Source organism: Bacillus sp. N1(2025) (assembly GCF_053470005.1).
The window spans coordinates 249560-262256 of the sequence record NZ_JBLTJB010000004.1; the positions used below are offsets into that span (position 1 = coordinate 249560).

At 49.3% G+C, this 12697-nt stretch carries 8 protein-coding genes; 5 read left to right on the forward strand and 3 right to left on the reverse strand.

The window, feature by feature from the left end; all coding sequences use genetic code 11:
• Nucleotides 1-45: 45 nt before the first annotated feature.
• Nucleotides 46-3750, reverse strand: a complete 3705-nt coding sequence (gene addA, locus ACNFN4_RS11665) for a helicase-exonuclease AddAB subunit AddA (protein WP_448200218.1) — start codon at nucleotides 3748-3750, stop codon at nucleotides 46-48.
• Nucleotides 3737-7237, reverse strand: a complete 3501-nt coding sequence (gene addB, locus ACNFN4_RS11670; protein WP_448200189.1) for a helicase-exonuclease AddAB subunit AddB — start codon at nucleotides 7235-7237, stop codon at nucleotides 3737-3739. The genes addA and addB overlap by 14 nt, the downstream gene beginning before the upstream one ends.
• A 140-nt stretch (nucleotides 7238-7377) precedes the next feature.
• On the opposite strand from addB, the gene ACNFN4_RS11675 reads away from it, so the two are divergent.
• From ACNFN4_RS11675 to ACNFN4_RS11695, 5 genes are all read left to right on the forward strand, one after another.
• Nucleotides 7378-8091 carry a DUF421 domain-containing protein gene (locus ACNFN4_RS11675; RefSeq protein ID WP_017417413.1) on the forward strand — a complete coding sequence of 238 codons (714 nt, stop codon included), beginning with the start codon at nucleotides 7378-7380 and terminating at the stop codon, nucleotides 8089-8091.
• A gap of 68 nt (nucleotides 8092-8159) precedes the next feature.
• Nucleotides 8160-8669: a ferritin-like domain-containing protein gene (locus ACNFN4_RS11680; RefSeq protein ID WP_095273027.1), complete on the forward strand. Its 510-nt coding sequence runs from the start codon at nucleotides 8160-8162 to the stop codon at nucleotides 8667-8669.
• A 251-nt stretch (nucleotides 8670-8920) separates the two neighbouring features.
• Nucleotides 8921-9541, forward strand: a complete 621-nt coding sequence (locus ACNFN4_RS11685; RefSeq protein WP_448200190.1) for a TetR/AcrR family transcriptional regulator — start codon at nucleotides 8921-8923, stop codon at nucleotides 9539-9541.
• Between the two features lie 15 nt (nucleotides 9542-9556).
• Complete coding sequence (locus ACNFN4_RS11690) at nucleotides 9557-10753, forward strand: MFS transporter (RefSeq protein ID WP_014417364.1); 1197 nt, start codon at nucleotides 9557-9559, stop codon at nucleotides 10751-10753.
• A gap of 166 nt (nucleotides 10754-10919) precedes the next feature.
• Nucleotides 10920-12077, forward strand: coding sequence for an AbrB family transcriptional regulator (locus ACNFN4_RS11695; RefSeq protein ID WP_448200191.1), 1158 nt, complete (start codon nucleotides 10920-10922; stop codon nucleotides 12075-12077).
• Nucleotides 12078-12113: 36 nt separating this feature from the next.
• Here ACNFN4_RS11695 and ACNFN4_RS11700 read toward each other — a convergent pair whose 3' ends face one another.
• On the reverse strand, nucleotides 12114-12635 hold the full coding sequence (locus ACNFN4_RS11700; protein ID WP_012117244.1) for a MarR family transcriptional regulator: 522 nt from the start codon (nucleotides 12633-12635) through the stop codon (nucleotides 12114-12116).
• Between the last annotated feature and the right edge of the window lie 62 nt (nucleotides 12636-12697).

The window sequence follows — 12697 nt, forward strand, 5'->3', positions numbered from 1 at the left end:
TTGATAGAAAAAAAGATCCGCTCCAAAAAGGAGCTTCGGATCTTGTTACAGTGTAAGAACGTGACCTCCATCGAAGAAATAGAGCGCACGCCCTTTCACTTTCGTTTTTGTAATTTGTTCAACCGCTTTTGTATACAATTCGATTTGTGTTTCATACCTTTTTTGCAGAATCGGAGCAGCGCCTTCAAATCCGTTCCGGAATTTCCCCTCTATCCGATCTGTTTTATAGTCCAGCAAATAGAGGCCGTCCGCCGTTTCGTAGAGGCAGTCAATAATCCCCTGCACGAGCAGCGGTTCACCGGCCGTTTCGGCATCCTTGTACACCTCGCCGGCCGGAAGCGCCATACTGAACGGCACTTCCCGGTCAATCCGCAGCGCCCCGAGAAGATCTTTACCGATTTCAGTTCCGAAAAACTGAACAATTTCTTCTATATCAATAACTTCCTGCTGCTCTTCTGTCAGCAGCTCTTTTTCGTAAAGCATCCGGACCGTCCGCTCCGCTTCTTCGGCAGTCGGCACGTGCGTCAGCGGTATGTGCTGCATCACCGTATGCATCGCCGTTCCTTTTTCGGCGGCTGTCAGCCCTTTTTTCATCATAAAACCGGGACGCCTGTATAAAAGCGTGTCTCCTGACGGTTTGATGAGAGAGCGGCCGCTGTATTCATCCTCGTATTCTTGCTTTCTCTTCAGCTCAGAAACTGACTGCTTCGTTCTGATAGCCGTCAGCTCTCGGTACGGATATTCCCATTCAAGCAGACGGCGCGCCTGATCATCAAATGAAAACGAACCAGGAATCGGCTCGCCCTGCTGTATTGCTTTGAGACGTTTGCTCTTTTCTTCAGCACGTTCTTTTGGATTCTCTTCCAGCAATTCACTTTGCTGCAGCATCCGGATGTGAAAACGCGATGGGTCGCGCGCGATATCCTCAGACGATGAAAGTCCCGGCGTCCTGTGCGCCTCCATGTCACGGTGGCGGATGAGCGCCGGCCCGATAAAGTCCAAATAAGATGACGCCTGATAGCGGTCGAATTCAGAAAGAAGCCAATCGGCCCGGTCTGCTTGCGCCTGCCATTTGGCCAGCTGTTTTTCCCGGTTTTTGCAGGAACCGACGAGAAACAGCTTTTCCTTCGCTCTGGTCAGCGCCACATACAATACGCGCAATTCTTCGGATAAGAGCTCTCTGCGCATCTTTTTCTTCATCGCCACAAGCGGCAGAGTCGGATAGCTGATTCTGAGTTCCGGATGAATGTACTTCGTGCCGAAACCGAGCTCTTTATCAAGCAGGTATGATTTGTTGAGATCCATCATATTAAAACTTCTGCCGAGTCCGGCGGTGAAAACGACGGGGAATTCAAGTCCTTTGCTGCTGTGGATCGTCATCAGCCGAACGACATCCTCCTGCTCGCTGAGCGCCCGGGCCGTCCCCAGATCATCGCCGCGCTCCTGCATCCGTTCAATGAACCGCAAAAAGCGGAATAACCCGCGGAACGCCGTCGCTTCGTACGAGCGCGCCCGGTCATACAAGACGCGCAGATTGGCCTGACGCTGCTTTCCGCCGGGCATGCCGCCTGCATAGTCAAAATATCCGGTATCGCGGTATACTTCCCAAATCAGCTCAGACACCGAATGATTCGTCGAAAATGACCGCCACTTTTGCAGACTGTCATAAAAGGTTCTCAGTTTTTGATACAGGTCATCATGCCTGTCACCGTTCGCTATATATGCTTTCAGCGCTTCATAAAACGGCGCTTTTTTCTTTTCAAGGCGTATCAGCGCAAGTTCATTTTCGTCACATCCGACGATGGGCGAGCGCAGCACGGAAGCAAGCGGAATATCCTGATACGGATTATCAATCACCTTCAAGACTGAAAGCGCCGCAGCCACCTCCACGGCTTCAAAGTAACCCGACGTCAAATTGGCGTACACCGGAATGCCCTGGTTTTTCAGCTCTTCCATTAATTGCGGCGCCCACGGCATGGAGCGCAGCAAAATCACGATATCCCGGTACTGGATATTCCGGTGTGTTTTTGTTTTGCCGTCATATACCTTAAACGGAGATGAGACAAGCTTTCGGATCTCCCCGGCTATCGCTTTCGCTTCCCAGTGCACGGTTTCAAAGTCTTCGGCATCCTCGGCGCTGTCTGCGTCATCAGCGCTGTCAATCAGCAGCAGTTCCGTTTTTGCCGCGTCATTCGGCGGATACGATGCGCCGAGCTTCAATGCCGCCTGTTCATCGTAGTCCACTTCGCCGATTTTTCCGCCCATCAGCTGCTTAAACAAGAAATTCGTACTGTCCAAAATATCGGAGCGGCTGCGGAAATTTTGGTTCAGATCAATTTTCTGCCCCGCGCCTTCCCCGCTTTCTGTAAACCTTTTATATTTCCCGAGAAACAGCAGCGGCTCAGCAAGTCTGAAACGGTAGATCGATTGTTTGACGTCGCCTACCATAAACAGATTTCCCGCCTCTTCATTCCCGCTTTTAACAAGCTGCAGGATAGACTCCTGCACAAGATTGGTATCTTGATATTCATCAACCAGAACTTCATGAAACTGGTCTTGATAATAAACGGCCGCTTCGCTCGGCACCCGCCGGCCTTCTTCATCAACCGCAGTTAAAATCGCCAGGCAGTAATGTTCCAAATCTGAGAAATCAATAATTGATTTTTCTTGTTTCGCCGCTTCAAATCGTTTTCCGTACGATATCACGAGCTGAACGAGCGTTTCGATGACAGGCTTCATATCTGTTAAACTCTTTAAGTGATCTTGCGGACTTCTTGTAAAGTAATCTGTCTTTACCTTTTCGATCAGTTTCTTCGCGCCGTTTCGCAAATCGGTCGCTTCGTCCAAAAGCGCTTTGTCAAATTCATCACCCTTTACCGCCTTCGCCCGCTTAAATGAGACTGCGGGAACCCGTTCATACAGCGCATCGAAGTCATGCCGGCAGCTGATCAGCTCTTCTATCTGCTGAAGGTCATCCAGAAAATTATCAGCGCGCGGCGCCGGCCCGCCGGGCGCTTTTGTCAGTTCAAGCGCCTTCTCAAGCTTTTGTTTTGCCCCGAAGAGCGCCATTTCAACATCTTCTCTCACATACTGGTAAAACGGAAGCTCTTCCATTTTGCTTTCTTCCGTCACGTCATACAGGCGGACAAAGCTTTGCAGCCACGCTTCCGGGTCAGGATGCGACCGGGAATACTCGTACACCCGTTTGACAAGGTCTTGAAGATCCAGATCATGCCTGTCTGTCGTATATCTGTCCGCAAGCTCAAAAAACGCCTGATTCCCTTTTGCGTATTCATCTTCAAACAGCTCATCAAGCACTTCGTCTCCGAGCAATTCGCCTTCCGTCTGGTCAGCCATCCGAAAACCGGGGTCAAGATCAATCATATAATAATATTTTTTAAGCACTTGCAGACAGAAAGAGTGAAGCGTCGAAATGCTCGCCCGATTTAATAGAGAGAGCTGCCGTCTGATATGCAGAGATCCCGGATTTTTGGCGAGCTCTTTTTCTAATGCTTCCGCGATCCGATGCTTCATCTCCGCTGCTGAGGCGTTTGTAAAGGTCACCACAAGGAGCCTGTCAACATCAACCGGATCTTCCTCCGCGGTTATCTTTCTGATCATCCGTTCCACGAGCACGGCCGTTTTACCTGATCCGGCTGCGGCAGCGATCAGAATATCGCGGCCGGAAGAAACGATGGCGCTCCATTGGTCATCCGTCCATATGCTGTCTTTCGGTTTAGGAATTTGCATCATCATCCGCCTCCTTTTTCAGCCAATCCAGTATAGTGCCGTCTTTTTCCGCTTTCAGGCTGCGGTATTCATTTTCCTTAAGCGACTCATCAAACTGGCACACCGATTGAAACGCACAATACGTACAAGGCGTCTTATCTTTCAGCTTATACGGGGTAATGGACACAAGCCCGTCCGTTATCGCTTCGCCCGCTTGTTCAAATGTCCGCCGCACATGGTCTGTCAGCAGATGAAAATCCTGTTCGCTGACCGCGGCTGAGTCGGATCTTAAAGAACCGTCCTTTTTCAAACCGGCATTGACGATATTTGAACGCCCTTCCTCCAACGTCGTGTCCATCAGGCTGATCGCCTCCCGGTCACCGAGGAGAAGGCCTTTCATTTTAAATTTCTTAAAAATTTCCTGCTCGATTTCATCAAGCCCCATCGGGAGACTGGCCTGAATCATCGGATCATGAATATGGAAATACAAAACGCCTGCCGGTGTCGCTTTCATGCCGAGCCAATCCGCGGAATGTGTAATCGATAAGTCAAGATATGTGAGCATTTGCAGAGCGAGCCCGTAATACACCTCCGCCAGATCAAGCCCCCTGTCACTTGATTTATAATCAACGATTCTCAGCAGCAGGCCTTTTGAGCTTTCCGCTTTATCTACGCGGTCGATCCGTCCGACGAGTTCCATCGTACAGCCGTTTTCCAGCGTGAAAGTGAGCGGAGGCAGCGGCCCGCTTCCGCCGAAACCGAGTTCAAGACCGACCGGGACGAAACCGCTCGCCTTCGCATGCTCGCTTAATATGCCTGAAACACGCGTGACGATCTTCTGCAGTTTTTCCTTCACATAAAAGTGTCTGTTTGAGCTGAGCAGAATCTCTTTTTGCAGCTTTGGCGCAAGCCGTTCCACCGCTTCATAGGAGAAATTCCGGCACTGATCTTTCGTCAGATCGCGCCATTCCAGCTTCTGCTCACGAAGCCGGTCTGAAATCAGCTTCAGGCTGGAGTGAAACAGCTGGCCGATATCCGGCGCTTCCAGCTTGAAAAACTGCCGCTCTTTTAATTGAAGCCCGTGAGATGCAAAATGAGAAAACTGGCAGGCATTAAACGCCTCCATCCGGGAGACGCTTCCTTTAATATGCTCGCCGTAAAGCTGGCGCGAAACAGGCCGTTCAAGACGCTTCGCCTCATTGCGGAAAAACAGGCTTGAAAACAGCTTTTTCGCACGCCGGTGATCAGACTCTTTCATCAGCACATTGTATGCGCTCCACCATACGTCACTGATCTCGTACTCTCTTGTCCACAGCCTGAGCTGACTTGCCGTATATGTCTGAGCCACCTGTTTATTGACGAGATACTGAAGCTGCTCTTCTTCGCTTACCTGCTCGGGGTCAGCCGCTGACAGCTTTTCCTGATGATCGGGAAACAGCTCGCCAAGCCTGTTTACAACGATTGACGGCAGGAGCGTTTTTCCTTCCGCATCGGCAATCGGGTATGACACATAAAGACGGTCAGACGGACTCGACAGCGCCATATAGATGAGAAAATGCTCATCAAGCAGCCGCTCACGCCCCGCGGAAGACAGCTCCACTCCGACCGCTTTCAGCCACTCCCGGTCATCATCAGACAGCACGCCGTTTTCATCCGGGCGCGCCGGAAGAACGCCGTCATTGGCCCCGACGACGAATGTGCAGGACGTGCCGTACATTCTTGAGAGATCCATATTCCCTACAAATACTTGGTCAAGCGCAGGAGGAATTAAAGAAAAATGAAGCGATTCCGTTCCCGTTTCAAGCATTTGCTGGAACAGCGCCAAAGATATTTCATCTTCACCCATCATGCCGGCAAACTCCTCGAGAAGCTGGATAACAGCATCCCACGCCTGGCCGTGCTGCTGCGCTTCGATCATGTTTCCGGCCTCTTCGGCCCGCTGCCTTTTTCGGTCCAGCTTCAGGGGAACATCGGTATCTTCCAAAAAGAGATAAAGAGCCTCCGCCATGCTTTGAACCGTTTTCGCCTTTTTCATCCGGTTTTGAAGCCGGACAAGGGGCGCGGCCATCCACTCTTTCGTCTCATTCAGCATTTGCTCCATCTCTATTTCCTGATCCGTCTGCGCGAAATCCTCATCGAGCGATACGAAGCGCCTGTATACAAACCGCTCGCCGCTCGTCCAGCGCTCCCCTTTAATGCCGTAGGCGATACAGTAGTTTTCAAGCTGATCGACCTGCTCTCTTATTTTCTGCTCCGGCTGATCAAGCGGGAATAACAGTTCGGTTTTCGCACAGCGGAACACCGCTTCATATCTCCAGTTCCCCTTCACGACATCCAGGCTTGAACGGATGAATTCAATAAGCGGGTGATGCTGCATAGAAGCTTTTCCGTCAATAAAATAAGGAAGCCCGTAATCGGCAAACACTTCCTTCAGCAAATCTTTATAATCTTCCGGCTGACGGATGAGAATCGCCATATCTTTGTACCGGTATCCTCCGTCCCGGACAAGTGATTGAATTTCCCGGGCAATACCTTCAAGCTCAGCTCTTCTGTTTTGCGCCTGCATGACGGTAAAAGCTTCCTGTCCGCCGGTATACGCCGCGGCGGGACGCACATCGTACTGCGACTCTATACAGGCAAGCTCCGGCACATGCCGATGCCGCTTCGTGCCATGCAGTTCCTTGCAGGAAATATCGGCATTCAATTCCTTTGCCGTCTGATAAAGCTTATAGTATGTGCTTCCCGTCATTCTGAACAGATCGAGCTCATCCGGTGCCTGTTCCGCCGAAGGGCTGTCCGCCGTCAGCGAGAATGTGACATGTTCAGCATGCATGATCAGCTGCTCCAGCACCCTTAATTCCTGCGGCGTAAATTGATAGAATCCGTCGACGTAAACACGGGCGCCTTTTACAACGTCCGCCAAAGGAATCTGCTGAGCGAGCAGCGTCAAATAATCCTCTGAATGCAAATAGTGTCCGGCGAGGCTTCTTTCCATCTGCTGATATAAAATGCCTAAATCATGAAGTTTTTCAGACAGCATCCGCTCTCCGCGATATTCTGACGCCGTTCCGCTTTCCGCCATGCGGCGGACGTCTTCAGGCTCAATACAGTACCGCTTAAACTCTGTCAGCATCCGTTCCACCTGCTCAGTGAACCCGGTTTTGTCACTCGCTTTTTGATACACTTTAAACTCGTGCTTATATTCTTCAATCAGTTTCCTTAAAAGCATCTGCACACCCGTCGTCGTCACAAACGGGCGGTTCATGCCCCCGGTATGCTGAAGCACGCGCCACGCCAAACGCGAAAAACTGAACACTTGAGCGCGTATCATGCCGCCGATATCCGGCGTTTTAGCAAGCTCATATTCCATTAAAAACGTCATTTGATCCGGGACTAGAAAAATGATCGGTTTCCCGAACGGCTCCCGGCGCAGTTCATCTTGAATGCTGTCGATAATCAGCCTCGTTTTCCCACTCCCCGATCTGCCTACTAAAAACTCAACACCCAAATTAGAAGACCCCTCTCTTTTTATCTTTCTACATTTTATCGAAAGTTGACGAAAATGACCAATCTCATCTGCTGGTAAAAACGGGATAACTGTTTTAAAAAGTATCGCTTCTGACCAAAATAAAGAAAAAAGGACTAATGATGATGTCAGAATATCCCGAAGTGATTGTACGGACGGCTCTGTCGTTCAGCATTCTGTTTATCGGCGCCCGGATACTCGGTAAACAAACCATTTCACAGATGACGCTTTTTGATTTCATTGCGGCCATCTCGCTCGGCGCCATCACGGCAAATCTGTCGTTTAATACAAAGCTGCCGATTCATTATAATGTCATTGCCTACATTATTTTCGTGGCAATCATTTACCTTGTCGCATATCTTTCTATGAAAAACAGGGCCCTTAGGGGTTTCTTTGCAGGCAAACCGACCATTATCATTCAAAACGGTAAAATACTTGAGCATAATATGAAAACGATGCGTTATACCATCGACTACTTGAACCAGCAGCTGCGTGTAAATGACGTATTTGACATTTCTCAGGTTCAGACTGCCATCATTGAAACAAACGGCAGCATGTCAGTGGAGGTCAAACCGGAATTTGCGCCCGTTACAAGACAGGATCTCGGCATTTTTGCCGGACATGAAAAGAACTTTGCCGTTGAGCTGATTATGGACGGCCGGCTGGTGATGAAGAATCTGGAAGAAAACCACGTATCGGAAAAATGGCTGAGAGAAGAATTGGACAAGAGAAACCTCAAACCGGAAGACGTCGTATACGCTGTGCGCGGAAGCAACGGCCGGCTTTTTGTCGACACATACGACGACCATATTACATCGCCGCTAGATCAAGAATAAAAATGACATCCGCACATGTCACGGGCTGCCGCCGTATAATACCCTATAAACATCCGGGGGTGAGTCCAATGCACGAGAATTTTTTTCATTATACAGCCATCTGCAGTGACGATTCTGTGCTTATCAAGGATCTGGTAAAATCCATAAACGGTGAATACAGCGCTGTGATTTGCTACTCAATATTAGCCGAAAAAGCGCCGACCGCAGAAATCAGAAGACGAATCGAACATATCAGAGAAGAAGAAGTGCGCCACCTGCACGCTTTCTCTTCACTGTATACGTCAATTACCGGAAAACAGTTGACGCCGAAACAGACGGAGCATTGTCCGCACACATACAGAGAAGGACTGAGGGCGGCGTTTTATGATGAGCAGAAAACGAATGATTTTTATTTGCAGGCATCCGATAGAGCGGTGCATCCGGAAGCGAAGCGGTTATTTGCCCGCACGGCATTTGACGAGCAGCGTCATGCCGTCTGGTTTTTATACGATATGGCCCACTCTCCTTTCCACCATACAGGGGGTGCGGTATCAAACGCGCCGAACACAAGCTACACCGAGGTAAATACCGGAAAATAACGGTTCAGGCAGATCACGCTCCCCCGCCGGGAGTCTTCAGACCGCAGACAAACCCCGTTCTTTCAACATGAGAGAATGGGGTTTACTTTTCGAGCCGTTTTTATACTCCCTCTAAACAATGGATAACTTCTTCATTGTATAATCAGCGAAAACCCTTTATAATGAAATAAACCAACTGGTCGGTTTTAAACGAACCGAGCCCCGCTTTGCCGGGACAACGATATGAATGAGGCGGAAAGGATCTGTGTGAAGTGACAAATACAAAAGGCGGTGCCGGAAAGAGCGAAAAGACGAAGAACAGGCTCGTATCCGCTTCGCGTGACTTATTTGCAAAAAAAGGATATTCAGAAACATCGATTCGGGATATTTTAGAGGCGGCCGAAATCAGTAAAGGCAATCTATATCACCATTTTAAAGGAAAAGAGTTTCTGTTTCTTCATATCATGGAACAGGATCACCGCGTGATGATCGAGACGTGGAGGGAAATGGAAGCTGAACTGAAAGATGCTGCCGAAAAACTGGCGGGCTTTGCGGAGCTGCTCAGCCGGATGAGCATTAATTACCCGCTTATGAGAGCAAGTGAAGAGTTTTATGCGAGTGCGTTTACGTCAGAGGAGGTCGTAAAGCGGCTCAACAAAATTGATATTGAATATGACGATGTGATGAGGGAGATCTTAGAAGAGGGAAATCAAGACGGCAGCTGGTCCATTCATCATGTCGAATCAAAAGTGAAAATCCTGCTATCCGTCTTCTACGGTTTAGATGTGTTATATAAAAACGATACCATTCAGCAAAGAATCGAATTGCAAAAAGAAGCCATCTCCGCGTTTATTCACGGGTCGATCAGCGCTGATAAACAGAATGACAGCTGACAAAGGAGAAACAACATGCAAAAACCGATCAGAGAACAAAAGGCTGTACTCATCATCTTATTAAGCAACATATTTATTGCGTTTTTAGGCATCGGATTGATCATTCCCGTTATGCCGCTGTTTATGAATGTGATGCACTTGACGGGCAGCACAATGGGATACCTTGTCGCTGCCTTCGCCGTCGCGCAATTAATTGCATCCCCCATTGCGGGGAGATGGGTTGACCGCTTCGGCAGAAAAATCATGATTCTCGCCGGACTGTTTTTGTTCGCACTATCCGAACTGACCTTCGGATTGGGCACACATGTCTCCATTTTATATTTCGCAAGGGTGCTGGGGGGCATCAGTGCCGCTTTTATCATGCCCGCTGTTACAGCGTATGTCGCAGATATTACGACGGTGCAGGAAAGATCGAAGGCGATGGGCTATGTATCTGCCGCCATCAGCACAGGGTTTATCATCGGGCCCGGCATAGGAGGATTTATTGCCGATCACGGCGTTCGAATGCCGTTTTTCTTTGCGGCGGGAATTGCATTTATCGCAGTGATTTCCTCTGTCTTTATGCTGAAAGAGCCGTTAACTAAAGAAGAACGCGCAAAGCAGATGGAAAGCGTCAAAGAATCAACCTTCTTAAAAGATTTGAAAAAGTCGATTCATCCAAGCTACTTGATCGCCTTTATCATCGTCTTTGTTTTGGCATTCGGACTGTCGGCGTACGAAACGGTATTCAGCTTATTTACAAACCATAAATTCGGCTTCACGCCAAAGGATATCGCCATTATTATTACGTTCAGCTCCATTGTGGCGGTCCTCATTCAAGTGCTCGCGTTCGGCAGACTTGTCAACTTCCTCGGGGAGAAAAAAGTCATTCAGCTTTGTCTGATCATCGGCGCTGTGCTGGCTTTCGTTTCTACGGTGATGTCAGGATTTTTGCCCGTGCTCGCTGTCACCTGCATCATTTTCCTTGCGTTTGATTTACTGCGCCCGGCACTGACTACTTATTTATCGAAAATCGCAGGAAATCAGCAGGGGTTTGTTGCCGGTATGAACTCAACATACACGAGTTTGGGCACCATTTTCGGCCCGGCTCTGGGCGGTATTTTATTTGATATGAATATTCACTTCCCGTTTCTGTTCGCAGGTGTGGTTTTATTTCTCGGTCTGGGATTGACCTTTGTGTGGAAAGGAAAAGCGGGCGAGGTTTCGGAGTAGGGTGCACTCACCCATCTCCGGAGCCTTTTTTTGTTTGTGATAAGAAAAATGAATGGATTATGAGAAATAATTCATTATTTATTTATCTCAAAATCTATACTATAGTAATAGTAAGGTTAACGAGCTTAACAATTTAATATGAATGTTTCAGGAAGAAGGGTTTTCATTGAAGAAAGACAAACATCTCCTTACGGATATCTGGTTTCTTCTCATCAGTGCGGCAGGGGGGTTTCTTCTTTCGCTTACAGGGATGTCGATCGCCTGGATGCTCGGAACGCTGGCCGCCGGCTGCATCCTCTCCATGACGAGGCCCCGCTGGCTGTTCATGGCGCCTGACAGAAGAGGGATTCACCGCAGATGGCTTGCGGCGGGACAAATGATCCTCGGCATCGAACTCGGCCAGAAACTGAACCTGTCCGTTCTGTCGGTTTTACGGGAGCATTGGCTTCCGGTAGGCTTCATGCTGATTTTCTCTATCGTGATGGCGCTTGTTTCCGGATATGTGCTCTTTCGGTTCAGCCGGACGGACATGATGACAAGCTTTGTAGGCACGGCGCCGGGCGGTTTATCCGCCATGCCGGGTATCGCCCAGGAAGTCGGCGCAAACACCGCGATTGTAAGCCTTATTCAGCTGACGCGCGTCCTTTTGGTCGTCATGACAATACCGTTTCTCGTCATTTTCTTATTTACCAAACAAAACGGTGCGGCTCAGACATCAGCCGGAGCCGTTTCGGCAGGAGCTTCACATCCGGGCCTTATTCCCGTCTTGTTAACAGCCGGATTTATTTTGGCTGCCTGGCTTGCAAGCAAAGGCGCAAAACGGCTGAAATTCCCCGCCCCTTGGCTGCTCGGCAGCATGATCGGCGTTGCTGCTGCGGAAATTGGCGTGTCCGCCTTGGCGGGCAAAGACATGCTGGCCTGGTGGCCGCCGGAAGCGAACCAGCTGTCACAAATTTTTCTCGGCGCCACAATCGGATCAAAAATGTACAAAAGCATGTTCACCGGCGTGACGAGAGTGCTGACCGTCGGATTTATTTCTTCCGTCGGATTAATCGCCGCCATGATTCTGAGCGCGGTTGCGGTTTCTAAATTAACGGGCATCTCCATGATTACATCTGTTCTCGCCTTTTCTCCCGGCGGGATCGCCGAGATGGCGGCGACTTCGATCACCCTGCACGAAGACTCGACTTTCGTCGTCGCGGTTCAGGTCATCCGGATCGTTCTCGTCATCGCCATGCTTCCGCCCTTCTATCGGCTGCTGCACCACCTTTCTCAGCTGAAACGGGCACACGGCGAAAGAGGCCGGGCAGAAAGAGGAACATGATCCGAATAAAAAAACACGCATCCATATGCGTGTTTTTTATTTGAACAGCTCTCCGCCGCCATTTACAGACCGCCAGTTTGCTGAAAGATCACGGAACAGCCGTTCAGCAAATAACAGTTCTTCATCTGTATAGCGGTCTAAAAACGCCAAGAGCCGCTTTTTTATCAATTCATGATATTCATGATGAAGGGAATGCAGCTCTTTCCCGGCAGGAGTCAGCCGGAAATAGACTTCTTTTTTATTGTCGCTCAGCCGGGTTCTGCGCAGAAAGCCGGCTTCCAAAAACTTCGCGCAGCTTCTCGACACGGTCGGCTTTGTCGTCTTCATTTTTTCCGCTATTGACGTGACATTGATCGGTTCATGATCTCCGATACACGACAAAATGTGAATTTCCGTCAAGGTCAGCTGTAATTTTTTTCCGTTTTCTTCACGGAGTTCGTCCATCCGTCCGGCCAACGACGCCCTGATGTCCTCCTGACACCTCTCCTGCTCGTGAAAAATATCTGTCAGCCCTTCAAGAATCATGTGTTTTGCATGGTCTGGCTGTCTTCTGTCCAACTGCTGAGTCACCCTTCCGTATTGATTGTTTCTTTTACTATAACGTTTTGTTACACAAGAAA